Genomic DNA, 24180 nt, shown 5'->3' on the forward strand with positions numbered 1-24180 from the left:
TTGCCGGCCTTGTTTTGGATCAAATAGAAAGTATACTGAGTAAAATCCGAAATCACTCTGGAGCATGGGGATGGCCTGGCAGAGGGTTGCCGCCCTGGAATCATTGCGCGACGGCGGCGTGGTGGGTGTGGAGCTGGAGGCGACCTCGATCGCCCTCTACCGCTTCGGCGCGGAGGTGTTCGCCACCCACGGCATCTGCACCCATGCGTTGGCGTTCCTCAAGGATGGCTGGGTGGAGGATGGCACCATCGAATGCCCCCTGCACCAGGGCGTGTTCGACATCCGCACCGGCCGGGCCCTGTGCGCCCCGCTCACCCGCGACCTTGCAACCTATGCCGTGAAGGTGGAGGGCGGGGATGTCTATGTGGATCTCGAAATAAGCAGTATACATCCTAATAGTGCGGCCGAATGCCCGGCTGCCGGTGCGCATTCCGAGGGGGCCTCCGCAGCGCTTCCGCTGGTGATTATCGGCGCGGGGCAGGCGGCTGCCGCTGCCATTCGTGCGGCGCGCGCCGCGGGATTCGCGGCACCCATCCATCTGGTGGGCGAAGAGCGCCACGCTCCTTATGAGCGGCCGCCTTTGTCCAAGGCGGCCCTGGCGGAGGGGTTCGATGCGGCCAGCTGCATGCGCCTGTCGCCCGCCGATGCGCAGGCGCTGGGCGTCACGTTGCATCTCGGGGTGCGGGCCACGGCGATCGATCCTGTGGCCCGTACGGTCACGCTGAGCGATGGCGCGGCCCTCGCCTATGGCGCGTTGCTGCTCGCCACCGGCGGGCGGGCGCGGCGCCTCACCGTGCCCGGCGGCGATCTGCCGGGGGTGCATTATCTGCGGACGCTGGAGGATGCGCAGGCGATCGCCACGGCGCTCAAGGGCGCCGGGCGGGTGGCGGTTATCGGCGGCGGCTTCATCGGCCTGGAACTGGCCTCCGCCGCCGTCGCGCGCGGTGCGGAGGTGGTGGTGCTGGAGCGCGAGCCGGAGCTGATGGCCCGCTTGCTGCCGGCCCCTCTGGGCGCGGTATTCCGACAGGTGGCGGAGCGGGCGGGCGTCTCCATCCGCCGCGATACCGCTGTGACCGGGATCACCCCGGAGGGTGCACACCTCGCCATCGCCACGTCGGCCGGGCCGGTGATGGCGGATGTGGTGTTGGTGGGCGTCGGCCTTGAGCCGGAGACGGGGCTGGCCGAGGCGGCGGGCTGCGCTGTCGATGGCGGCATCGTGGTGGATGGCGAAGCGCGCACCAGCGTCGAAGGCATCTGGGCCGCCGGCGACTGCGCTTTGCATGCCACGCCCTTGCGGGGGCGTGTGCGCCGGCTGGAGAGCTGGCAGAATGCGGAAGAGCAGGGCGCGGCCGCGGGCCGCTCCATCGCCGGCGTGGCAGGCGTAGCCGAGGCCAAGGCGCCCTGGTTCTGGAGCGATCAGTTCGGCTTCAACATTCAGATGCTGGGCATCACCGCACCTGACGATGCGGTGGTGGTGAGCGGGCCAGATGCGGCCGCCGGAGCGGTCTATCGCACTCTCGACCCCCAGAGCGGTCGGGTGACGGCGGTGCTCGCCTTCGACGATCCGGCCGCCATCCGCGCCGCCCGCGCGGAGCTGGACGCCGAGGCCCCCTTCGATGGGGCCGCCCATGACGCGCGGCCGGTGACCCTGGATGCCGCGTGCGATGACGAGAATTCAGACGCGATTTCGGAGGACGACGACATGAGCGCGGATCCTGCCGCCCAATTCGCTAAGAAGTATGCATGGCCGAAGGACGGTCTCTCCATCATTCCCGACTGGGTTTACACGGATGAGACCATCTACCAGCGCGAGGTGGAACGGATCTTCCATGGTCGCACCTGGAATTTCGTGGCGCTGGAATGCGAGGTGGAGAATCCCGGCGATTTCATTCGCTCCAACGTCGGCCCCACCCCGGTGGTGGTGTCGCGGGCCGAGGATGGCACCATCCACGTGTTCGAGAACCGCTGCGCCCATCGCGCGGCCGAGTTCTGTCGCGAATTGTCCGGCACCGCCAAGGAGTTCGTGTGCCCCTATCACCAGTGGTCCTATGATCTGAAGGGCAATCTGGTGGGCGTGCCGTTCCGCCGGGGGGTGGATGGCAAGGGCGGCATGCCGAAGGACTTCAAGCCGGCGGAGCATGGCCTGCGGCAGTTGAAGGTGGAGACCCATCGCGGTGTCGTCTTCGCCTCCTATGCCGAAGACATGGAGCCCTTGGCCGATTACCTCGGCCCCGAGGTGATGCACGAATTCGAGACCACATTCGATGGCCGCAAGCCCAAGCTGCTGGGCCATTACCGCCATTCGTTGCCGGGCAATTGGAAGCTCTACCACGAGAACCTCAAGGACCCCTACCACGCCACCTTGCTGCACACCTTCCTGGTGACGTTCGGCCTGCTGGTGGCCGGCAACAAGTCGCTGATGCTGGCCGATCCCAGCGGCCGCCACGGGGTCATGGCCTCGGCCAAGTCCGAGGCCGGCAATGTGGATGAGGACAAGAAGAAGGAGATGCGCGCCTACAAGGAAGGCATGAGCCTCGAAGAGCCGCGCTTCATGAACTTCATCGACGAGTTCGACAGCCCCTGGTCGGTCACCATGGCCACCATCTGGCCGAACCTGATCGTGCAGCGGGAGATGAACACGCTGGGCATCCGCCACATCATCCCCAACGGGCCCAATGAGTTCGTGATGAAGTGGACCATGTTCGGCTTCGAGGGCGATGATGAGGAGATGACCCGCCATCGCCTGCGCCAGGGCAACCTCATGGGTCCCGCCGGCTTCCTCGGCCTCGAGGACAACGAGGCCATCAAGTTCGTGCAGGATGGCATGCTGCGGGTGACGGACGGCGAGCATCTGGTGAAGCTCGATCCTGAGACCGAGGCGGGCACCGCCGACACCCTGATCTCCGAAGCCGCCATTCGCGCCATGTACAAGCATTGGCGCGATGTGATGGGCATTGCGTGAGGAGCGCCAGATGTTGACCATGGAAAAGCCGGCGCAAACCCGCGACGATCTGATTGATGCGCTGCTGCTGAAGGCCGAGGTGGATGAGTTCAACGCCCGCTATTGCGCGGCACTCGACGCCCAGCACCTCGCCGATTGGGCGGCGCTGTTCACCGAGGATGCGTTCTACACCATCATTTCCCGCGAGAACCATGATCGCGGGCTGCCGGTGGGGCTCATCTATTGCGAAAACGGCGGCATGATCCGCGATCGCGCCTTCGCTCTGGAGAAGACGGCCATGTTCGCGCCGCGCTATCTGCGGCACATGGTGAGCAATCTCTCGGTGCGCGAGGCGGCCGATGGCAGCTTCACCGCAAACGCCGATTATGTGGTGTTCCAGGTGCTGTTCGATCGCCCCGCCGCCACCATCCACCAGGTGGGGCGCTATGACGACGTGTTCGTACGCACGCCGAGCGGGCTGCGGCTGAAGTCGCGTACCTGCATCTATGACAGCCTGTTGGTGGATAACGCTTTGTGCATTCCGGTGTGAGCCATGCGTCCCGTTGATCTCGCGGTGACGCCCGGAGCCGCCGCCCCCCTCGCCGAGGACCATGCGCGCGGTGCCCGCAGTGTGCGCGACAGTGTGAGCGAAGCCCTGGCCCGCGCCCACGCCGCCCAGGCGGCCTGCAACTGCTTCGTGGTCATCGACGACGACGGCGCCCTGGCCGCCGCCGATGCGCTCGACGCCGCCATCGCCGCCGGTGCACCGCAGGGGCCGCTGCTGGGCGTACCGGTGGCGGTGAAGGACATTCTCGACAGCGCCGGCCTGCCCACCCGCTGGGGCGCGCCATCGTTCCGCGATGCGGCCCCCGCCAAGGCCGATATCGCCGCCGTGGCGCGGCTGAAGGCGGCGGGCGCGGTGGTCATCGGCAAGACCACCACCACGGAATTTGCCCATTCCCCGCTCGGCTTCTCGCCGTTGACGGGCCTCACCCTCAATCCGTTCGCGGCCGGGCTCACCTGTGGGGGGTCATCGGCCGGCGCGGGGGCGAGCATCGCACTCGGAGTGACTCCGCTGACCCTTGCCACCGATGCGGGCTGCTCGGCGCGCCTGCCGGCGGCGGCCACCGGCGTCTATGGCTTCAAGCCCACCTTGAGCCGGGTGCCCCACGAGCGGGTGCCCGATGCCTTCGGCAGCTTCATCCACCTGGGCCTGATGGCCCGGCATGTGGCAGATCTGGCGCTGGGGCTGGATGTGGCGTCCGGGCCGGTGGCCAATGATCCCTGGAGCCTGCGCGGCGCACCTGAGCCGGCGAATTTCGCCATGGGCGACAACCCGTTGGAGGGCGCGCGGGTGCTGCTGTGGCTGCGCACCGGCAACAGCCGGGTGGCCGGCGAGGTGGAGAGCGCCACCCGGCGCGCTGCGGCGGTGCTGGAGGCGCTGGGCGCCCGCGTGGAGGAGGAGGCCTACGACCTCGCCCATCCCGATCCCATCTGGAAGACCCTGCAGCAGACCAATTGGGCCTCTCGCTTCGCCAGCGCCGGCGACGCCGAGCTGGCGCAGCTCTCGCCGGCCCTGGCCGCCGGCATCAGGGAGGCCCAGGCCTATAGCGCCCTCGATCTCGCCCGCGCCCAGATCGGCCGGGCACAGCTGTTTCGCGCCGTGCAGGGGCTGCTGGAAACGCGGTTCGATTTCATTCTGACGCCCTGTGTCTCGGCGCCGCTGGTGGCCGCGGATTTCGATCTTTCCGCCCCACTGGTGGTGGATGGGGTGGAGGCCGGCCCGCTGCGCGCGGAGTGGACGGCGGCCCTCTCTTTGTTCGATCTCACCGGCCATCCCGCCATCGCGCTGCCGGTGGGGCTGGCGGCCAACGGCGGGCCGCTGGGGGTCCAGCTGGTCGGCCGCTGGAATGCCGATGCAACGCTGCTGGCGGCAGCCGCCGCCTTCGAGACGGCGTTGCCCCCGCCCCCTTGCCCAGGCGTATAGGCAAAAGAAAAGGCCCGGCACTGCCGGGCCTTTTTTTGTCACGGAGGCTTCAATGGCTGTCGGCGGCCCGGCGGTGGCGCCAGGGCAAGGCGAAGCGCTCCGCCACGTCGATGGCGGCGATCAAAGCGACGCCCAGCACCGCCAGGATCAGCAGAGCGGCGAACACGCGCGGCGTGTCGAACATGCCCTGGGCGGTGAGGATGACATAGCCCAGCCCCTGTTGGGAGGAGACGAACTCACCCACGATGGCGCCCACCAGCGCCAGCGACATGGTGACCTTGAGCCCGGCGAAGATGTGGGGCAGCGCGCATTGCAGCTTGATGCGCCACAGCACCTTGAGCCGCGATCCGCGCAGCGCCCGGGCGAGATCCAGCGTGTCCTGGGGCACCGAGCGCAGGCCGAGCGCCGTATCCACGACAATGGCGAACACCGCCACCAGGAACGAGATGGCGATCTTGGGTTGCGCCCCGGTGCCGAACCAGATGATGAACAGCGGCGCCACCGCCACCTTGGGCACCGAATTGAACGCCACGAACAGCGGAAACAACAGCCGGTCCAGCAGCTTCCATTCCACGATCAGCACCGCGAACAGCACGCCGAACACCGCCGCGCTGGCAAAGCCGGCAAGGGTGATGAGGGCGGTGAAGGCGGTCTGCTGGGCGAACCACAGGGGCGCGGCGGCAATGTCCGCCAGCACCAATGAGGGCGGCGGCACCATGATCGGTGAAACGCCGGTGCCGCGCACCACCACTTCCCACAACACCAGCGCCGAAATGGCGCCGATGAGCGGTGTGAGCGCGCTTTTCAAAAGATCTGATGGGGGCATCACAGCTCCTCTGCCAGGCAGACGCATGCGTCGCGAAAAAGAACGCGGCCCATGCCGTTAGCGATTGAAATCACGGGCCCGTCTTCGCGTGTGGCTGCTCAGTCATGGATCAGGCCCATGGTCTCGAACAGGTGCCGGAAATGCCGGGTGTAGCTGAGGAATTCCGGTGTCTCCTTCACCGCGAGCCGCCGTTCTGCCGGCAAATCCAGCACCACGTCCTCGACGATGCGGCCGGGGCGGGGAGAGAACACCACGATGCGGGTGGAGAGAAACACCGCCTCCGAAATGGAATGGGTGACGAACACCGTGGTCATGCGCCGGGCCTGCCAGATGTGGTGCAGATCCACATTGAGCTGGTCGCGGGTGAGGGCATCGAGGGCGCCGAACGGCTCGTCCATGAGCAGGAGATCGGGGTCGAGCAGCAGCGAGCGGCAGATGGCCGCCCGCTGGCGCATGCCGCCCGAAAGGGCGCTGGGGTAGGCCTGGGCGAAATCCGCCAGCCCCACCATGCGCAGCAGCTCCTGCGCTTTCGGCTTGAAGTCGGTCTTGCGCAGGCCGGCGAAATCCGCCGGCAGCAGCACGTTCTCCAGAATGGTGCACCATTCCAGAAGGGCATCGCGCTGGAAGGCGATGCCGAGCCCTGCGGGCGGGCCGGCGATGGCCTCGCCCTCGAATTCCAGGCGGCCGGTGCTGGGCGTTTCGAGGCCGGCAAGGCAGCGCAGAAAGGTGCTCTTGCCGCAGCCGGAGGGACCCAGCAGGCTCACGAATTCCCCCGCGCCGATCTTGAGGCCGATGCGGTCGAGGGCGAGGACGCCACTGGCGCCCCCGAACCTCTTGCTCACATCCGCCGCGACGATGATGGGATCGGCCACGGCCGTGCCGGTGGTCACATCCGGCCTCATTGGCCGCCAGCCGCGACCTTGGCCACCAGGGCGGGGTCGATGAAGGCGTTGGTGAAATAGGCGGGGGCCGATTGGCCGGCGGGCACCAGGCCGCCTTCGGCCAGCACCTTCAGAGCCTGCGCCCAATCGCTCTCCGCCATCACGCCCATGGGCTTGCCCTCGGTGGCCGGGGTGCTCACGAAGGTCTTCAGCGTGTCGATCTGCAGGCGCAGCGCGGCGGGGTTGAGCTTGGCCTGCGGGCGGGCGGCGATGATCGCCGCGATGGCCTCATCTTCGTGGCCGTTGAAGATATAGGTCCAGGTGCCGGCCACCACGCTGGCGAAGCGGCGCAGAGCATCGCCCTTCTCGGCGATGGTCTTCTCGGTGGCGAACAGGCCGAAAGAGGGGAATTCCAGCCCGTAATCGGCAAAGCGGATGGCGGTGGAGGGGCGCTGCGTGTTCACCACCGCCAGCAGGAAGGGGATGGAGGAGAAGGCGCCATCGGCACGGCCCATCATATAGGTGCCGGCCTTGGCGGCGGCGTCCACCGCCACCAGGTCCACGTCGGCGCGGGTGAGACCGCCGGCGGCCAGGAAGCGGTCGAGGAAGGGGGCTTCCAGCGAGCCGGCGGTGAACGCCAGCTTCTTGCCCTTGAGATCGGCGGGCTTGGTGATGCCGCTGTCCTTCGGCACCAGGAGGCCGATGTCATTCTGCCGCACGAAGCCGGCGATGGCCTTCACCGGCAGGCCCTTGGCGCGGGCGATGGCCATGGGGGCGAGAGAGGCGTGGCCGACGTCATATTCACCATTGCCGACGATCTGCACGGTGGCCACCGAGCCGTTGCCGTCCACGATCTCCACATCGAGGCCGTTGGCGGCGAATAGGCCTTTCTGGGCGGCAAGATGGAAGGGCGCCTGATTGCCCCACGGCGTCCAATCCAGCCGAAGGCGGATCAAATCCGCGGCGGATGCCGGAAATATAGTCAGCATACAGCTTATTGCGAAGGCAAGGAGCGCAAGGGCAGACTTTTCGCGCATCTCGTTTATCTCCAGTTTTAAAGAGAGACTTCTGTGAGGCTGAATGCCGCCACTTCTTTCCGAAGGCGGATCGTGCGGTATACTGCATGAATCGTGCCTCTCTCGGCCCGTTTCCCGTGCTCTCCGCCGGGATGGAGCCAGGCGGTGCGAAACGAGAGCGCGGCGGCCACCCGGTTTGGGCTATGCTGCCGCCCGGCAGTCGCGTGGGATGCGGCCGGCGGGCCCGCCACGCGCGGACGGAGCATAAGGAAGGCACAGCGTTGAAGGCGATCGAACCTGGCTCCGGGAGTGATGATGCCGCGGCGATCGCGGCGGCCGAGGCGGAGGCGCGGGTTCCCCTCTGGGGGCGGCCCGGCTTTCTGGTGCGGCGACTGCACCAGATCCACTCGGCGCTGTTCCTGGAAGAGTGCAAGGCGTTCAACATCACCCCGGTGCAATACGGGCTGATGAGCACCCTGCTGCAGCATTCCGGATCAGACCAGCGCTCCCTTGGGGTGGAGATCGGCATCGATCGCACCAACGTGGCCGATGTGCTGGAGCGCCTGGCGGAACGCGGGCTGGTGCGCCGCGAGCGCTCGGAGACCGATCGCCGATCCATGAACGCCTATCTCACCGATGAGGGGCGCGAGCTGGTGGAGCAGATGTACGCCAGCATGACGCGCGCACAGCAGCGTCTGCTGGAGCCGCTGGCGCCGGAATTCCGCCCCGCCTTCCTGGCCATGCTCACCCAGCTGGTGGAGGGCAACAACAAATACAGCCGCGCTGAGCTCAGGATCGACTTCAAAGGGCGCAAGGGCGCGCGGCGCAAGTCCGCCGAGGACGATTGACCGCCGCGCAGCCGCGGCGTGCCGCGGGCCGTCCTGAGGCCTGCCGCTGAGACAGCCCCTTGACGCGCTCCGGTGCGCGGGCGTATCGCCGTCCGCGGGACACCTCCCCCCAACGGGAGGCGCCCATCTGTAAGGATGGATCACATGACGGCGAACCCCGCTCCGGTCACGCGGCCGGAAAACCCCAACTTTTCCTCGGGCCCCTGCGCCAAGCGTCCCGGCTGGACGCTCGAAGCGCTTGCTGACGCGCCCCTCGGCCGGTCGCACCGCGCCAAGGTGGGCAAGGTCAAGCTCAAGGAAGCCATCGACCTCACCCGCGACGTGCTGGACGTGCCGGCGGACTACCGCATCGGCATCGTGCCGGCATCCGACACCGGCGCGGTGGAGATGGCGCTGTGGTCCATGCTGGGCGCCCGCCCGGTGGACATGCTGGCCTGGGAGAGCTTCGGCGAAGGCTGGGTCACGGATGTGGTGAAGCAGCTCAAGCTCGACAATGCGCGGGTGCTCAAGGCCGATTACGGCGCGCTGCCGGACCTGTCGCAGGTGGATTTCAGCCACGACGTGGTGTTCACCTGGAACGGCACCACCTCCGGCGTGATGGTGCCGGACGGGGAATGGATCCCCGCCGATCGCGAAGGGCTCACCTTCTGCGATGCCACGTCCGCTGCGTTCGCCCAGAAGCTCGATTTCGCCAAGCTCGATGTGGTCACCTATTCCTGGCAGAAGGTGCTGGGTGGTGAAGGCGGCCACGGCATGATCATCCTCTCGCCCCGCGCCGTGGCGCGGCTCGAGAGCTACACGCCGGCCTGGCCGCTGCCGAAGATTTTCCGCCTCACCAAGGGCGGCAAGCTCATCGAAGGCATCTTCGTGGGCGAGACCATCAACACGCCGTCCATGCTGTGCGTGGAAGACTATATCGACGCCCTGAAATGGGCCCGCAACATCGGTGGCCTTCCCGCCATCCAGGAGCGCTCCAACCGCAATTTCGAGGCCATTGCCCAATGGGTTGCGGTGACCCCGTGGGTGGATTTCCTGGCCATCGATCCGGTGACGCGCTCCAACACCTCGGTGTGCCTCAAGGTGGTGGATCCCGACGTGACGGCGCTGCCGGCGGAAGCCCAGGCGGCGTTCGCCAAGGCCATCTCCTCGGGTCTCGACAAGGGCGGCATCGCCTATGACATCGGCTCCTATCGCGACGCCCCTCCCGGGCTGCGCATCTGGTGCGGGGCCACGGTCGAGCGTTCCGATGTGGAAGCGCTGACCCATTGGCTGGACTGGGCCTTCAACGAGGCCAAGGCTGCGCTGCCCCAGGCGGCGTGAGCCCCGGCCCATTGCCGGGCAGGCGGCCCTGCGCCGCCTCTCCTCTCCCATGCTGGTCGTGTCCGGATCTCCGGGCACCTGCGCCACGCCGCTCGGCCCCCGAGCCTGAGGCGGGAACGGCCGCTCCTTGCGAGCGGCTGGGACCTGCCATGGCCTGCTGCGTCGGCATGGGCGGACCGGCATATCCCCGCGCAATTTCCGGAGTCCGTCCATGGCACCCCGTGTTCTCATTTCCGATAAACTGTCGCCCGCTGCCATCGAGATCTTCAAGGCACGCGGCATCGACGTCGATTACCTGCCGGAGATCGGCAAGGATAAAGACAAGCTCGCCGAGATCATCGGTGATTACGATGGTCTCGCCATCCGCTCGGGCACCCGGGTCACCCCGAAAATCCTCGCGAGGGCGCAGCGCCTGAAGGTGATCGGCCGGGCCGGCATCGGCATCGACAATGTGGATCTGCCGGCGGCCACCGCCAAAGGCGTGATCGTGATGAATACGCCGTTCGGCAATTCCATCACCACCGCCGAGCACGCGCTGGCGCTGATGTTCGCCCTCGCCCGCCAGATCCCGGCGGCGGATGCCTCCACCCAGGCCGGAAAGTGGGAAAAGAACCGCTTCATGGGGGTGGAGCTGACCGGCAAGACGCTAGGCATCGTCGGCTGCGGCAACATCGGCTCCATCGTCGCCGATCGCGCGTTGGGGCTGAAGATGAAGCCCATCGCCTTCGATCCGTTCCTGTCGGTGGAACGAGCCCTCGACCTCGGGGTGGAGAAGGTGGAGCTGGACGATCTGCTCGCCCGCGCCGACTTCATCACCCTGCACACACCGCTGACGGACAAGACCCGCAACATCCTCTCCACCGAGGCCCTCGCCAGGACCCGGCCGGGGGTGCGCATCATCAATTGCGCCCGTGGTGGGCTCATTGATGAGGCGGCGCTCGCTGCCGCCCTCGACAGCGGCCATGTGGCGGGGGCGGCGCTCGATGTGTTCGTGGAGGAGCCGGCGCTGGAAAGCCCGCTGTTCGGTCGCGACAATGTGGTGTGCACGCCGCACCTCGGCGCCGCCACCACCGAGGCGCAGGAGAATGTGGCGCTCCAGGTGGCCGAGCAGATGAGCGACTATCTCAACTCCGGTGCCATCTCCAACGCGGTGAACTTTCCGGCCATCACCGCCGATGAGGCGCCCAAGCTCAAGCCTTTCATCGCCCTGGCGGAAAAGCTCGGCTCATTCGCCGGCCAGCTTACCGATACCGACATCAAGACCGTGCGCATCACCTATGAAGGTGCGGTCGCCGCGCAGAAGGTGAAGGCGCTCACCGCGGCCGCCGTCGCCGGCCTGCTGCGGCCGGTGCTGGCGGAGGTGAATGCGGTGTCGGCGCTGGCGGTGGCCAAGGAGCGGGGCATCGTCATCGAGGAGACCACCCGGGCGGCCACCGGCGATTACGAAAGCCTGGTCACGCTGGCGGTGGCAAGCGAGCGCCACGAACGCGGCGTTTCCGGCACCGTCTTTTCTGACGGGCATCCGCGCATCGTCGACATCAAGGGCATCAAGATGGAGGCGGAATTCGCTCCCTCCATGCTCTATGTGACCAATTCCGACCGGCCCGGCTTCATCGGCAGTTTCGCCGGAGCGCTGGGGGCGGCGGGCCTGAACATCGCCACATTCGCGCTCGGCCGCGACCGCGAGGGCGGCGACGCCATCGCGCTGGTGGCGGTGGATGGGCCGGTGCCGGGGGCGTTGCTGCCGCAATTGCAGCACCTGCCCCATGTGGTGCAGGTGCGCGCGCTCACCTTCTGAAGCGCGCGCCTTCAGCGCGCACCCCATCCAGGACGGCCCGCCTCAGTGCGGGCCGTTTTCGTCTGCGGTGGGCGGGCTCTTGCGACGGCCGCGGGCGGAAAGGGTGGCGAGGGTGATGCCGCCGATCACCAGCGCGTAGCCGCCGAAATGGAACCACGCCACCTGCTCGCCCAGGAACAGAATGGCCAGCGCGGTGCCGAACACCGGCATCAGATGCAGGAAGGGGGCGGCGCGGTTGGCGCCCACCAATTCGACGCCGCGGTTGAACGCGAGATAAGCGATAATGGACGGGCCGATCATCACATAGGCGAGCACCGACAGAGTCTCGCGGTTGAACACCAGCGTCTTGCCGAGGGAGAGCTCGATGAGGGTGGCGGGGATCAGCAGCACGGAGCCGATGCCCATGATGACGGTGAGGAACGACAGCGGGCCCAGCTGCGGCCGGTTGCGCAGCATGGTGGTGTAGAAGGCGTAGACGAACAGCGCGACGATGATCCAGATGTCGCCCATGTTGGGCGTGAAGTGCAGCAGCGTGTCCATATCGCCGCGGCTGATGATGAGAACCACGCCGCACAGGGAGATGAGGATGCCCGCCACTTGGCCCATGGAGAGGCGGTCGCGGTAGAGCACGAAGCTCCACACCCCCACCAGCAGCGGGGCGGTGGACTGCATGAGCAGGCCATTGACCGCCTGCGTGTATTGCAGGCCGTAATAGCTCATGGCGTTGTAGGTGGAGATGCCGGTGCCCGCCAGCAGGGTCAGCGCCGGTAGGCTGCGCCGGATCAGCGGCAGGTCGCGCCGGATCTGCGGCAGCGCGAAGGGGAAGATGATGAGGGTGGCGCCGATCCAGCGCACGGTGGAGAGCGTTATCGGAGGAATGTGCCCGGCCACATAACGCCCGAGCACGATGTTGCCGGCCCATAGCAGCGCGGCGAGCGCCAGCAGCAGATAGGGTGCATCAGTCACCCGGGCAAGGAACGATCGGGGCGGCCGGGCCAGCATGAGTCCTCCTGGGCATGGCCTTGGTCCGTGGCCTGGGCCGCGGATCAATGTCGCGAGATGTTCGCGCCTGTCCTGCACAGGCTGGGGCAGGGCCATGCGCGCGAGGGGTGCGCGGCGCGCGAGCGTCGAGCGACCAAAGCGGAAGGTGCGGCGCCGGTTGAGTGCCGGGACACGGACCCGCATGCCCTTCGCAAGGGCACGGTGCAGCCGATGGAATTGGCGCAAATGGGGTCCGTGCCGATCCGGCCCGGAGCAGGGCTGTATGCCCCATGCCCCTCTGCTTTAGCGGCTGCGGGTCTTGCTGTGAAATTGTTTCTTACACACAATTCATCAGCGGTGGTGATGACCGGGTGGCGGGCATGGACGCCGGCGGCCGGACAAAAAAGACTGCCGCGCTCCAGGCGCGGCAGTCTTGATTGAAGTGCGTTGGGGGAAGGCTCAGCTGCCGCAGGCTTCCAAGACGTCGTCGAAAGTGCGCAGGCCCACCCGCGGCGAGTTCACCAGCACGGCCATGTTGCCCGGCGCATGCTTGTTCTGCCACATCTTGGTGTGCGCCTCGGGAATGCGATCCCAGGGGAACACTTCCGACATGCAGGGATCGACCCGCCGGTCGCAGATGAACTCATTGGCGGCGGAGGCCTGTTTGAGATGGGCGAAATGGGAGCCCTGGATGCGCTTCTGGCGCATCCACACATAGCGGGCGTCGAAGGTGATGTTGAAGCCGGTGGTGCCGGCGCAGAACACGATCATGCCGCCGCGCTTGCCCACCAGGGTGGAGACCGGGAAGGTGGTCTCCCCCGGGTGCTCGAACACGATGTCCACGTCGCGCTTGCCGGTGATGTCCCAGATGGCCTTGCCGAACTTGCGGGCTTCCTTCAGCCAGTCATTATATTCGGGCGAATTCACCTTGGGCAGCTGGCCCCAGCACTTGAACTCCTTGCGGTTGATCACGCCCTTGGCGCCGAGGCCGAGCACGTAGTCCCGCTTGGATTCATCGGAGATGACGCCGATGACATGGGCACCGGAGGCGGCGGCGAGCTGGACGCCGAACACGCCGAGGCCGCCCGAGGCGCCCCACACCAGCACATAGTCACCGGGCTTCACGGTGTGCGGCGGGTGGCCGAACAGCATGCGATAGGCGGTGGCGAGGGTGAGGGTGTAGCAGGCGCTCTCTTCCCAGGTGAGGTGCTTGGGGCGGCGCATGAGCTGGCGCGCCTGCACCCGGCAGAACTGGGCGAAGGAGCCGTCCGGCGTCTCATAGCCCCAGATGCGCTGCGAGGGGGAGAACATCGGGTCGCCGCCGTTGCACTCCTCGTCGTCGCCATCGTCCTGGTTACAGTGCACGACCACTTCGTCGCCCACCTTCCAGCGCTTCACCTTGGAGCCCACCGCCCAGACGATGCCCGAGGCATCGGAACCGGCGATGTGGTAGGGCTCCTTGTGCACGTCGAACACGGAGATGGGTTCGCCAAGGCCCGCCCAGATGCCGTTGTAGTTGACGCCGGCGGCCATCACGAACACCAGCACGTCGTTCTCGCCGAGCTGCCAGGTGGGCACCACCTCGAGCTGGAAGGACTGTTCTGGCGGCCCATGGCGATCCCGCCGGATGGCCCAGGCGTACATCTTCGCCGGCACATGGCCGAGCGGGGGGATCTCACCCAGCTCGTACAGATCCTTCACCGCAGCACCGTCCGCAGCTGCCGTCTGGCCCATAGCGTCCCGTCCTCTCTTGTGTTCCGCTGACTCTGTTGGTCTCCGCCCATTGGGCATTGCCCAGGTCGTTCTCGCAATGCAACGTAGCAGAGAAGAATTCCAAGTCGATAGCCCGCCTTTGGGTGCGGCCCGCTGTTTTCGGCGTCCGTCGCGAAAACGTCGCGGGAACCGCGAGGGGCGGGAAGAGAACAAGATGACGGCGCGCGCGTTTCATCCCTTGTGGTGCAAGGGTTTCGTTCGGTGATCGACATCCCATCGGTGCCCTCTGCCGGCGCTTTTCAGCGCGAGGACCAGGGTGAAGATGGCGTGGCGATGTGGCTTCATTGGCGAAGTTTGTTTGTGTAAAATGCATCAATGCCTTGATGCAAATGGCAGCAGGAGAATGGAATGGCCATCTTGTGGATGATCCTCATCGGCGCTATCGCCGGCTTCCTGGCGGGGCAGTTGTTCCGTGGCTACGGCTTCGGCTTCGTCGGCAATGTGGCGGTCGGCATCCTGGGCGCCGTGATCGGCGGCTTCCTGTTCGGCAACGTGTTCGTGGTGGGTGGGCTCGTCGGCCAGATCATCAGCGCCACCATTGGCGCGGTGATTCTGCTGTTCGTCATCTCGCTGGTGAAGCGGTGAGGGCGCGGCGAAAATACAGGCCAGGGTAGAAACGGGGAAAATTTCCCATCGACGCGCCGCACATTGCGACGCACAATCGCGCTTCCAGAGCGAAGCCAACAACGGGGATTTGGGATGGTGGTCCGCGACAAGCCTTGGCTCTTCCGCACCTATGCGGGGCATTCGACGGCGTCGGAGTCCAACAAGCTCTACCGCTCGAACCTGGCCAAGGGGCAGACGGGTCTGTCCGTTGCCTTCGACCTGCCCACCCAGACCGGCTACGACAGCGACCATCCACTCGCCCGTGGCGAGGTGGGTAAGGTGGGCGTGCCCATCTCCCACCTCGGCGACATGCGCACCTTGTTCGAGGGCATTCCGCTCGCGAACATGAACACGTCCATGACCATCAATGCCTGTGCGGCGTGGCTGCTCTCCCTCTATATCGCCACCGCCGACGAGCAGGGGGCGGACCGCACCAAGCTGCAAGGCACCACCCAGAACGACATCATCAAGGAATATCTCTCGCGCGGCACCTATGTGTTCCCGCCGGCGCCCTCCATGCGTCTCACCAAGGACACCATCATCTTCACCACCGGCAACCTGCCCAAGTGGAACCCGATGAACGTGTGTTCCTATCACCTGCAGGAGGCGGGAGCGACGCCGGTGCAGGAGCTGGCGTTCGCGCTGGCCAATGCCATCGCCATCCTCGACACCGTGAAAAAGTCCGGTGAGGCGGAAGGCCCCGTTTTCGGCGAGGTGGTGGGCCGCATCTCCTTCTTCGTGAATGCGGGCATGCGCTTCATCACCGAGATGTGCAAGATGCGCGCATTCGTGGATCTGTGGGACGAGATCTGCGTCAACCGCTACGGCATCACCGACGCCAAGCAGAAGCTGTTCCGCTACGGCGTGCAGGTGAACTCCCTCGGCCTCACCGAGCAGCAGCCGGAAAACAACGTCTACCGCATCCTCTTGGAAATGCTGGCGGTGACCTTGTCCAAGAAGGCCCGTGCCCGCGCCGTGCAACTGCCGGCCTGGAACGAGGCGCTGGGCCTGCCGCGCTCGTTCGACCAGCAATGGTCGCTGCGCATGCAGCAGGTGGTGGCCTATGAGACCGACCTCCTGGAATATGGCGACATCTTCGACGGCTCCACGGAGATCGCCCGCAAGGTGGAAGCGCTGAAAGAGGAGGCGCGCGCCGAGCTCGCCCGCATCGAGGCCATGGGCGGTGCCGTCGCGGCCATCGAGAATTCCTACATGAAGCAGGCGCTGGTGGAATCCAACACCCGCCGGCTTGAGGCCATCGAGAGCGGCGAACAGGTGGTGGTGGGCGTCAACCGCTGGACCGAGAGCGAGCCCTCGCCCCTCACCACCGGCGAAGGCGCCATCCTCACCGTGCCGGAAGGCGTGGAGGCCGAGCAGGTCGCCCGCCTGCAGGCCTGGCGCGCGGCGCGCGATGCCAAGGCGGTGGCCGCCGCCCTTGCCGACCTCAAGAGCGCGGCCCAGGAAGGCCGTAACATCATGGATCCGTCTATCGCCTGCGCCAAGGCGGGGGTGACCACCGGTGAGTGGGGCACCTGCCTGCGCGAGGTGTTCGGCGAATATCGCGCACCCACCGGCGTCGGCCGCGCCGCCCGCGCCGATACCCAGGGCCTGGAGGAGGTGCGCACCGCGGTGGACGCCGTTTCCGAGAAGCTCGGCCGCCGGCTGAAATTCCTGGTGGGCAAGCCGGGGCTCGATGGCCATTCCAACGGCGCCGAACAGATCGCCGTGCGCGCCCGCGATTGCGGCATGGAGGTGGTCTATGAGGGCATCCGCCTGACCCCCGCCGAAATCGTGAACGCCGCGCTCGAAGAAGGCGTGCACGTGGTGGGCCTCTCCATCCTCTCAGGTTCCCACGTGCCGCTGGTGCGGGACGTGATGGAGCGCATGCGGGCGGAGGGGCTGTCCGACGTGCCGGTGGTGGTGGGCGGCATCATCCCGCCGGAAGACGAGGCGCAGCTCAAGGGCTTCGGCGTGGCGGCGGTCTATACGCCGAAGAATTTCGAGCTCAACCGCATCATGGCCGACGTCGTCTCCATCGTGGACCGGGAGAGCCAGAAGGCGGCCTGACCTTTCGCGCCGGGGCGTCCGCGCCCCGGCGCCGCGTCTGATGCCAGTGGTCGGGTGAGGCTTCAGATGGTGATGCGCTCAGTTTTCCCCGCACATGAAGTGCGGGAAATTATGGTTAAAAATCAGTAAATTATCGCTTATTTCTCAAGCATCGAGTCGGTCTTGCATCTCACCCGTTGGGGCGGGTGATGATGAAGGCGGCGAGGGCGGCGAACAGCAGGCCGAGGAAGATCAGCACCCCCTGCGGCGCGCCGAAATACCAGGAGCCGCCGAAGGTGCCCACGAAGCTGGACAGAGCGAACAGCTTGGCCACCGGCGGAATGGCACCGGTCTCGCGCCAGCGGGCGACGCTGGGCCCCAGATAGCGATGGTTCAGCAGCCACGCCTCGAACCGGGGCGAGGAGCGGGTGAAGCACCAGGCGGCCAGGATCAGGAACACCGTGCCCGGCAGCATGGGCACCACCATGCCGATGCACCCGATGACCAGGAACACCACGCCGGCGGCAAACAGCGCCTGGCGGTAGAGGGCGGCGCGCAGCGCACGCGAATCCATGCGCCGTCGGCCGGAAGGCGCTTCGGGGCGGCCCTCGGCGGCAGATGGGGAGGGGCGTTCGCCCGGCGCGGCGCTCATGGCGGGACCATGCCGCCTCAGCCGGCGGAGAGCAAGCGCACCGCAGCATCCTTCTCATAAAGGTGCAAAAGGGTATGGAGCGCCTCCGCCGCGGGATCGGAGAGATCGGGATCGGTGCGGATGATGGCGGCGGCCGCGGTGCGCGCCGCCTCGGCCTCGGCGCCGTGGAACTCCATGCGGGCGACGCGAAAGCCGGGCATGCCGCTCTGCCGCGTGCCCAACACGTCGCCTTCGCCGCGCAGGCGCAGATCCTCCTCCGCCAGCCGGAAGCCGTCCTGGCTCTCGCGCAGGATGGCGAGGCGCGACTTGGCCGTTTCGCTCAACGGGCCGCGATAGAGCAGCAGGCAGGTGGAAGCCTTCTCGCCACGGCCCACCCGGCCACGCAACTGGTGTAGCTGGGCGAGGCCGAAGCGCTCCGCATGCTCAATTACCATCAAGGTGGCGTTGGGCACGTTCACTCCCACCTCGATCACGGTGGTGGAGACGAGCAGGCGCGTCTCGCCGGCGGCAAAGCGGGCCATGGCCGCATCCTTGGCGCTGCCGGACATGCGCCCGTGCACCACATCCACCTTGGTTCCGAAATGGGCCTTGAGGCTTTCGAAGCGCTCAGTGACCGAGGTGAGGTCGGAGGTCTCGCTTTCCTCCACCAGGGGGCAGATCCAATAAGCTTGGGCGCCCTTGACCAGGGCCCGGCCCACCGCGGCCACCACGTCGTCGAGCCGCTCCATGGGCAGGGCGCGGGTGTCCACATCCTGCCGGCCCGGGGGCTTCTCCCGCAGCTCGGACGAATCCATGTCGCCGAACAAGGTCAGCACCAGGGTGCGGGGAATGGGGGTGGCGGTCATTACCAGCATGTCCACCCCCGGTCCCTTGCGGGCGAGGGCCAGGCGCTGCTCCACCCCGAATCGGTGCTGCTCGTCCACGACAGCTAAAGCGAGGTCGTGGAAGGCCACATCGTCCTGGATCAGCGCATGGGTGCCCACCACCAGGTCGATCCTGCCGGCGGCGATGTCGGCCAGAAGGGCGGCGCGGGTCTTGCCCTTCTCCCGGCCGGTGAGCACCGCCACCGTGATGCCCGCCGCCTCCGCCAGTGGCGCGATGGTCTCCACGTGCTGGCGGGCGAGGATCTCGGTGGGTGCCATGAGCGCCGCCTGGCGGCCCGCCTCCATGGCGGTGGCGGCGGCGAGCAGGGCCACCACCGTCTTGCCCGAACCGACATCGCCCTGCAGCAGCCGCAGCATGCGCGTTTCGGCGGCGAGGTCGGCGCGGATGGCGGCGAGGGCCTGCTGCTGGGCGCCGGTCAAGGCGAAGGGCAAAGCGGCGAGGATGCGCTGGGCGATCCGCCCATCGCCGATGGTGGCGCGCCCGCCCGCCTTCTCCTCCCGCGCCCGCACCAGAGCGAGGGTGAGCTGATGGGCGAACAGCTCGTCGAAGGCGAGCCGGCGCCAGGGCGCACCGGTGGGCACCGCCTCGGCTGGGGTCGCCGGCCGGTGCAGGCGGGTGAGGGCATCGCGGAAGGCGGGCCAATCCGGGGCGGCAGCGACCGTGTCGGGGATCCACTCGGGCAGCTCAGGCACCCTCTCCAGGGCGCCGGCCATCGCGCGGCGCAGCGTGCCCGCCGGCAGGCCTTCGACCAGGGGGTAGACCTGCTCTACCGGCGGCAGGCGGGCGAGGCCGGCGGCATCCAGCACCCGATCCGGATGGGTCATCTGCCGCATGCCGTCATAAAGGCTGATCTTGCCGCACAGCCAGCGGGTCGAACCCTCTGGCAGCATGTGCTCCAGCCGGGCGCGCTCCATCTTGAAATGCACGACCACCAGATCGCCCGTGGCATCGGACACATAGGTGCGATGCGGTGCTCGGCTACCAGACGGCGGACTCTGGTGCCCATCCACATGCACTTCGAGGGTGAGTTCGGTGTCGGGAATGGCCTCGGCAATGGTGGGGCGGGCGCGCCGGTCCACGAATTGCGTCGGCATGTGCAGCAGAAGGTCGATCACCCGCGGGTTTTCGCGCCCGAACAGGCGCGCAAACGGCCGCAGGAGCTTGGGGCCGATGCCGGAGAGCGTGTCGAGCGACGCGAAAAGCGGGTGGAGCGAAACCGGGCGCATGGCGGGGGAGGGTAGGGGGATCTCTTAAAGTGACGCAAGAACTTAAAGTTAAGAGTGAACTTGAGGTATGGCTTAATTTTCTGTTATTTCAATGGCTCCGGCCAGAATGCGGATGCGCTGCATGAGTGTTGATGACGGCGAGGGCGAGAAGGCCGAGCGGATGGCCTTCATCTTGGGGCTGCGTCAGCGCGGGATCCGGGATGTGTCCGTGCTGCGGGCCATGGAGCTGGTGCCGCGGCCGCTGTTCGTCGATCCGCAATTGCGCCGCCACGCCTATGACGACGTGGCCCTGCCCATCGGCTGCGGTCAGACCATGTCGCAGCCCAGCCTGGTGGCGGCCATGACGGAGGCGCTGAATGTCACCGCCGAGCATGCGGTACTGGAGGTGGGCACCGGTTCCGGCTACCAGGCCGCGGTGCTCGCCCATCTGGCTGGACGCGTGGTGACGGTGGATCGATACCGCACTCTGGTGGGCGAGGCGCAGGCGCGCTTCCAGGTGCTGGGACTGCGCAATCTCGCCGCTTATGTGGGTGACGGCCGGTTGGGCCTGTCGACCCGCGCGCCTTACGATCGCATCATGGTCACGGCCTCCGCGCTGGACGTGCCGCCGGCGCTGATGGAGCAGCTGCGGTTTGGCGGGGTGCTGATCATGCCGCTGGGGCCGGCCGATGAGGTGCAGACCCTGGTGCGGGTTGTGAAGGAGCAGTCGGGCACGCCGCGGCGCGAGCTGATGCCGGTGCGCTTTCCACCTTTGGTGGCGGGCACGGCGGCAACACTTTAATAAGAATCGTCAATCCGGCCAGGAAATGCCGCTTCCGGCGCATTGTCGCGCCGGCGTGGGTGCCATATCCACAATCAGGTTCTGCGGTGGCGGAAGGTGGGGACAGTGCGGTTGCTTTCGGCGCTTCGGCTACGTGGTGTGTTCGCGTCCATGATGGTGCTGGCCCTGGCCGCCGGATGCGCCGGGCGCCCGGATGGGGCGTTGATTCCGGTTCCCGATACGGTGCCGGGCACCTCGCGCGTGAACATGGCGGTGGCGACGGTGCGCCAGCGCACCGATGGGCCGGACGTGTTCACCGGTGAGCGGGGGGCCAAGCCCAGCTTCATGGAGATCGACGTCTCCATTCCGCCCGACAGCACCCGTGCGGCAGGCGATGTGCAATGGCCGAAGTCCATTCCCGGCAATCCCGCCACCGATTTCGTGACCACCCGGCTTGAGGATCTGACCCAGGAGCAGGCGGTCAAGTGGTTCAACGCCCGCATCAAGCGCACGCCCGGCCGGCAGGCGCTGGTGTTTGTGCATGGCTATAACCAGCGGTTCGACGATGCGGTGTTCCGCTTCGCCCAGATCATCCACGATTCCGGGGCGGACGTGACGCCGGTGCTGTTCACGTGGCCCTCCCGCGGCAGTCTGCTCGCCTATGGTTATGACCGGGAGAGCACCTCTTATTCCCGTGACGTCCTGGAGCGCCTGCTGACCTTCATGGCCAAGGATCCGAATGTGGGGGAGATTTCCATTCTCGCCCACTCCATGGGCAATGTCGTCACCCTCGAAGCGCTGCGGCAGATGGCCATTCGCAACGGCCGCATCCTGCCCAAGATCAAGAATGTGATGCTGGCGGCCCCCGACGTGGATAGCGACGTGTTCCGCGTCATCTTCACCGAGCTCGGCACCCCCCGGCCCAATTTCACGGTGTTCGTCTCGCAGGACGACAAGGCCCTGGCGGTCTCCAAGCGGGTGTGGGGCGGCGTGCCGCGCATCGGCCAGGTGGACCCGACCCAGGAGCCCTACCGGACCGAGTTCGAGAAGAACAACATCACCGTTATCGACCTGACCAAGCTGCGCACCGACGATCCGCTGAACCATGGCAAGTTCGCCGCCAGTCCCGAAGTGGTGCAGTCCATCGGCGCGCGCCTTGCCCAGGGCCAGACCATGACGGATTCCCGCGTGGGCATTGGCGAGCATCTGGTGCAGATGACCACGGACGCGGCCTCCACCGTGGGCACCGCGGCCGGCCTGGTCATCGCCGCGCCCGTCGCGGTGGTGGATCCCAACACCCGCGAGCATTATTCGGCGCATGTGCGGGAACTGGGCAACAACATCTCCGACACCGCCGATTCCACCCGCGACGTGGTGACGCCGCAGACCGGCCATTAAGGCCGCTTCGGGCGGGATGTTTGGGATTTGACGTAACGTAAGGTATCGGGCGGGGGTGTTTCGGGTCCGGCCGAGGTGCTCACCGCCGCCAGCGCGGGCCGATCGCGGGCATTGCCGTCAGGTCGCGTTTGCATTCGACAGGCCGGTGGGTATAGTCCGGCCGCTTCGCCTTTCCGGCATCGCTGCGGAAACGGCCGTTCCGGGCCGCTGCTGCAATCTCGACAGCTCACTTCAACAGACGAACGAGGACGCAAATGTTCATCACGCCTGCTTTCGCCCAGGGCGCTCCGGCTGCCGGCGGCGGGGCCGACATGCTCATTCAGCTTGCCCCGTTCCTGCTGATCTTCGTGGTGATGTACTTCCTCATCCTGCGGCCGCAGCAGAAGCGGGCGAAGGCCCACCAGGAGATGGTGACCGCCCTGCGTCGCGGCGACGTGGTGGTGACCGCCGGCGGCCTCGTGGGCAAGGTGGCCCGCGTGGTGGACGAGAACGAGATCGAGCTGCAGGTGGCTGACAACGTGCGCGTGCGCCAGATGCGCTCGCAGATCGCCACCGTCCGCTCCAAGGGCGAGCCTGCCAAGGACGAGGCTGCGGCGTCCTGATTCTATAGATTGCGCGCGACATGCTGCATTTCTCCCGACTTAAGACAGTGGCGATCCTGTTCACGGTCGCCCTTGGCATTCTGTTCGCGCTGCCCAATGTGCTGCCGCAGAGCGTGCTGCAGCACCTGCCTGCGTGGCTGGCATCGAGCCGTGTGACCCTCGGCCTCGATCTGCAGGGCGGTTCCCACATCCTGCTCGAGGTGGATGGGGCCGCGCTCCGTAAGGAGCGCGCCGAGCAGCTGCGCGATGAAGTACGGCGTGTGCTGCGCGATCAGAAGATCGGCTACAGCAACCTCGCCATCCGCGACACGGCGGTGACGCTGCGTCTGCGCGATGCAGCCGATACGGACAAGGCCCTGGCGGAGCTGCGCAAGCTCGCCGCGCCGGTCACCAATACCCTGTTCGGGGGTGGCACCGGCGAGATGGATCTCACCGTGTCGTCGGGCAGCGAAGGGGCCATCACCCTGCAGCTGACCGAGGCCGGGCTCAACGCACGCATGCGTGCCGCGGTGGATCAGTCCATCGAGATCATCCGCCGCCGTATCGACCAGTTGGGCACGGTGGAGCCCAACATTCAGCGCCAGGGCGTGGACCGTATCCTGGTCCAGGTCCCCGGCCTGCAGGATCCCCAGCGTCTCAAGGCGCTGCTGGGCCAGACCGCCAAGCTCAGCTTCCGCATGGTGGACCAGTCCATGTCGCCGCAGCAGGCGATGGAAGGGCGCCCGCCGCCCGATTCGGAAGTGCTGCAGGGGCAGGACGGCCAGCCCTATCTGGTGGAGAAGCAGGTTCGCGTCTCTGGCGAGGATCTGGTGGATGCCCAGCCGGGCTTCGATCAGAACTCGCGTGAGCCCATCGTCAGCTTCCGCTTCAATTCCAATGGCGCCCGACGGTTCGCCGCCACCACCCAGGATGCGGTGGGCCGGCCGTTCGCCATCGTGCTCGACAATCAGGTGATCTCGGCGCCGGTGATCCGCGAGCCCATCCTCGGCGGCTCGGGGCAGATCTCCGGTGCGTTCACCGTGCAGCAGGCCAACGACCTTGCCATCCTCCTGCGGGCCGGCGCACTGCCGGCGCCCCTGAAGGTGGTGGAAGAGCGCACCGTGGGCCCGAGCCTCGGCGCCGATTCCATTGAGGCAGGGAAGGTGGCGGGCTATGTGGCCACCGGCCTGGTGGCGGTGTTCATGATCGCCGTCTATGGCCTGTTCGGGCTGTTCGCCCTCATCGCCCTGGCGGTTCATGTCACCTTCATGTTCGCCCTGCAGTCGGTTCTGGGTGCGACGCTGACCCTGCCGGGCATCGCCGGCGTGGTGCTCACCATCGGCATGGCGGTGGACTCCAACGTGGTGATCTTCGAGCGCATCCGCGACGAGGCCCGCGAGGGTCGGGCGGCCATCTCGGCCATCGACAAGGGCTTCGTGAATGCGCTCGGCACCATCGTGGATGCCAACGTCACGTCGCTTGCGACGGCGCTCATCCTCTTCCTCATGGGAGGCTCGGGACCGGTGCGCGGCTTTGCCGTCACCTACATCCTCGGCCTTCTGACCACCATGTTCACGGCCTACACCCTCACCCGCCTGATGATTGCCTGGTGGGTGAAGTGGCAGCGTCCGGCCAAGCTGCCCATCTGAAGGTGC

Annotated in this window: 19 protein-coding genes; 12 read left to right on the forward strand and 7 right to left on the reverse strand. The window is 66.9% G+C overall.

The window, feature by feature from the left end:
• The first annotated feature begins 70 nt into the window (after window positions 1-70).
• From ACU4E7_RS15400 to ACU4E7_RS15410, 3 genes are read left to right on the forward strand one after another with little or no spacing between them, the layout of a single operon-like run.
• Window positions 71-2962 carry an FAD-dependent oxidoreductase gene (locus tag ACU4E7_RS15400; RefSeq protein ID WP_447019351.1) on the forward strand — a complete coding sequence of 964 codons (2892 nt, stop codon included), beginning with the start codon at window positions 71-73 and terminating at the stop codon, window positions 2960-2962.
• Window positions 2963-2972: 10 nt separating this feature from the next.
• Entirely contained in the window at window positions 2973-3491 is a 519-nt protein-coding gene (locus ACU4E7_RS15405) for an aromatic-ring-hydroxylating dioxygenase subunit beta (protein WP_447019352.1), read from the forward strand.
• Window positions 3492-3494: 3 nt separating this feature from the next.
• The gene (locus ACU4E7_RS15410) at window positions 3495-4928 is read left to right on the forward strand and encodes an amidase (protein WP_447019353.1); all 1434 of its coding nucleotides are present in this window, start codon (window positions 3495-3497) and stop codon (window positions 4926-4928) included.
• A 49-nt stretch (window positions 4929-4977) separates the two neighbouring features.
• On the opposite strand, the gene ACU4E7_RS15415 is transcribed toward ACU4E7_RS15410, so the two are convergent.
• From ACU4E7_RS15415 to ACU4E7_RS15425, 3 genes are all read right to left on the reverse strand, one after another.
• A complete protein-coding gene (locus ACU4E7_RS15415) occupies window positions 4978-5754 on the reverse strand; it encodes an ABC transporter permease (protein WP_447019354.1) in 777 nt (258 codons plus the stop codon).
• A gap of 98 nt (window positions 5755-5852) precedes the next feature.
• Window positions 5853-6644 carry an ABC transporter ATP-binding protein gene (locus ACU4E7_RS15420; protein WP_447019355.1) on the reverse strand — a complete coding sequence of 264 codons (792 nt, stop codon included), beginning with the start codon at window positions 6642-6644 and terminating at the stop codon, window positions 5853-5855.
• Between the two features lie 8 nt (window positions 6645-6652).
• Complete coding sequence (locus ACU4E7_RS15425; RefSeq protein WP_238121889.1) at window positions 6653-7591, reverse strand: ABC transporter substrate-binding protein; 939 nt, start codon at window positions 7589-7591, stop codon at window positions 6653-6655.
• Between the two features lie 341 nt (window positions 7592-7932).
• Between ACU4E7_RS15425 and ACU4E7_RS15430 the strand changes: the two genes are divergently transcribed.
• The 3 genes from ACU4E7_RS15430 (at window position 7933) to serA (ending at window position 11617) form a co-directional block, all read left to right on the forward strand.
• The gene (locus tag ACU4E7_RS15430) at window positions 7933-8499 is read left to right on the forward strand and encodes a MarR family winged helix-turn-helix transcriptional regulator (RefSeq protein WP_447019356.1); all 567 of its coding nucleotides are present in this window, start codon (window positions 7933-7935) and stop codon (window positions 8497-8499) included.
• Window positions 8500-8643: 144 nt separating this feature from the next.
• Complete coding sequence (locus ACU4E7_RS15435; protein WP_238121891.1) at window positions 8644-9819, forward strand: phosphoserine transaminase; 1176 nt, start codon at window positions 8644-8646, stop codon at window positions 9817-9819.
• A 211-nt stretch (window positions 9820-10030) separates the two neighbouring features.
• On the forward strand, window positions 10031-11617 hold the full coding sequence (gene serA, locus ACU4E7_RS15440) for a phosphoglycerate dehydrogenase (protein WP_447019357.1): 1587 nt from the start codon (window positions 10031-10033) through the stop codon (window positions 11615-11617).
• A gap of 42 nt (window positions 11618-11659) precedes the next feature.
• Here serA and ACU4E7_RS15445 read toward each other — a convergent pair whose 3' ends face one another.
• Together ACU4E7_RS15445 and ccrA are read right to left on the reverse strand one after the other, a co-directional pair.
• Window positions 11660-12619 carry a DMT family transporter gene (locus ACU4E7_RS15445; RefSeq protein WP_447019358.1) on the reverse strand — a complete coding sequence of 320 codons (960 nt, stop codon included), beginning with the start codon at window positions 12617-12619 and terminating at the stop codon, window positions 11660-11662.
• Between the two features lie 438 nt (window positions 12620-13057).
• On the reverse strand, window positions 13058-14332 hold the full coding sequence (ccrA, locus tag ACU4E7_RS15450; RefSeq protein ID WP_238121894.1) for a crotonyl-CoA carboxylase/reductase: 1275 nt from the start codon (window positions 14330-14332) through the stop codon (window positions 13058-13060).
• A gap of 387 nt (window positions 14333-14719) precedes the next feature.
• Between ccrA and ACU4E7_RS15455 the strand changes: the two genes are divergently transcribed.
• Window positions 14720-14956, forward strand: a complete 237-nt coding sequence (locus ACU4E7_RS15455; RefSeq protein WP_238121895.1) for a GlsB/YeaQ/YmgE family stress response membrane protein — start codon at window positions 14720-14722, stop codon at window positions 14954-14956.
• A 114-nt stretch (window positions 14957-15070) separates the two neighbouring features.
• Window positions 15071-17044, forward strand: a complete 1974-nt coding sequence (locus ACU4E7_RS15460; RefSeq protein ID WP_447019359.1) for a methylmalonyl-CoA mutase family protein — start codon at window positions 15071-15073, stop codon at window positions 17042-17044.
• Between the two features lie 169 nt (window positions 17045-17213).
• On the opposite strand, the gene ACU4E7_RS15465 is transcribed toward ACU4E7_RS15460, so the two are convergent.
• Together ACU4E7_RS15465 and recG are read right to left on the reverse strand one after the other, a co-directional pair.
• A complete protein-coding gene (locus tag ACU4E7_RS15465) occupies window positions 17214-17597 on the reverse strand; it encodes a YbaN family protein (RefSeq protein ID WP_447019360.1) in 384 nt (127 codons plus the stop codon).
• 95 nt (window positions 17598-17692) lie between these two features.
• Window positions 17693-19786, reverse strand: a complete 2094-nt coding sequence (recG, locus tag ACU4E7_RS15470) for an ATP-dependent DNA helicase RecG (RefSeq protein ID WP_447019361.1) — start codon at window positions 19784-19786, stop codon at window positions 17693-17695.
• Between the two features lie 121 nt (window positions 19787-19907).
• On the opposite strand from recG, the gene ACU4E7_RS15475 reads away from it, so the two are divergent.
• The 4 genes from ACU4E7_RS15475 (at window position 19908) to secD (ending at window position 24174) form a co-directional block, all read left to right on the forward strand.
• Complete coding sequence (locus ACU4E7_RS15475) at window positions 19908-20567, forward strand: protein-L-isoaspartate(D-aspartate) O-methyltransferase (RefSeq protein ID WP_238121899.1); 660 nt, start codon at window positions 19908-19910, stop codon at window positions 20565-20567.
• Window positions 20568-20705: 138 nt separating this feature from the next.
• A complete protein-coding gene (locus tag ACU4E7_RS15480; RefSeq protein WP_447019362.1) occupies window positions 20706-21944 on the forward strand; it encodes an alpha/beta hydrolase in 1239 nt (412 codons plus the stop codon).
• Between the two features lie 254 nt (window positions 21945-22198).
• Entirely contained in the window at window positions 22199-22546 is a 348-nt protein-coding gene (gene yajC, locus ACU4E7_RS15485; RefSeq protein WP_238121901.1) for a preprotein translocase subunit YajC, read from the forward strand.
• Between the two features lie 20 nt (window positions 22547-22566).
• Window positions 22567-24174, forward strand: coding sequence for a protein translocase subunit SecD (gene secD, locus ACU4E7_RS15490; protein WP_447019363.1), 1608 nt, complete (start codon window positions 22567-22569; stop codon window positions 24172-24174).
• The last annotated feature ends 6 nt before the right edge of the window (window positions 24175-24180 follow it).

It is taken from the genome of Xanthobacter sp. ZOL 2024, assembly GCF_052932325.1.

Bases quoted from the DNA above. Each gene is read 5' to 3' on its own strand.
- ACU4E7_RS15405 (WP_447019352.1), top strand. From the start codon at position 2,973: ATGTTGACCATGGAAAAGCCGGCGCAAACCCGCGACGATCTGATTGAT.
- ccrA (WP_238121894.1), bottom strand. From the start codon at position 14,332: ATGGGCCAGACGGCAGCTGCGGACGGTGCTGCGGTGAAGGATCTGTAC.
- ACU4E7_RS15415 (WP_447019354.1), bottom strand. From the start codon at position 5,754: ATGCCCCCATCAGATCTTTTGAAAAGCGCGCTCACACCGCTCATCGGC.
- secD (WP_447019363.1), top strand. From the start codon at position 22,567: ATGCTGCATTTCTCCCGACTTAAGACAGTGGCGATCCTGTTCACGGTC.
- ACU4E7_RS15475 (WP_238121899.1), top strand. From the start codon at position 19,908: ATGAGTGTTGATGACGGCGAGGGCGAGAAGGCCGAGCGGATGGCCTTC.
- serA (WP_447019357.1), top strand. From the start codon at position 10,031: ATGGCACCCCGTGTTCTCATTTCCGATAAACTGTCGCCCGCTGCCATC.
- ACU4E7_RS15435 (WP_238121891.1), top strand. From the start codon at position 8,644: ATGACGGCGAACCCCGCTCCGGTCACGCGGCCGGAAAACCCCAACTTT.
- ACU4E7_RS15460 (WP_447019359.1), top strand. From the start codon at position 15,071: ATGGTGGTCCGCGACAAGCCTTGGCTCTTCCGCACCTATGCGGGGCAT.
- ACU4E7_RS15400 (WP_447019351.1), top strand. From the start codon at position 71: ATGGCCTGGCAGAGGGTTGCCGCCCTGGAATCATTGCGCGACGGCGGC.
- ACU4E7_RS15465 (WP_447019360.1), bottom strand. From the start codon at position 17,597: ATGGATTCGCGTGCGCTGCGCGCCGCCCTCTACCGCCAGGCGCTGTTT.
- ACU4E7_RS15455 (WP_238121895.1), top strand. From the start codon at position 14,720: ATGGCCATCTTGTGGATGATCCTCATCGGCGCTATCGCCGGCTTCCTG.
- recG (WP_447019361.1), bottom strand. From the start codon at position 19,786: ATGCGCCCGGTTTCGCTCCACCCGCTTTTCGCGTCGCTCGACACGCTC.
- ACU4E7_RS15445 (WP_447019358.1), bottom strand. From the start codon at position 12,619: ATGCTGGCCCGGCCGCCCCGATCGTTCCTTGCCCGGGTGACTGATGCA.
- yajC (WP_238121901.1), top strand. From the start codon at position 22,199: ATGTTCATCACGCCTGCTTTCGCCCAGGGCGCTCCGGCTGCCGGCGGC.
- ACU4E7_RS15410 (WP_447019353.1), top strand. From the start codon at position 3,495: ATGCGTCCCGTTGATCTCGCGGTGACGCCCGGAGCCGCCGCCCCCCTC.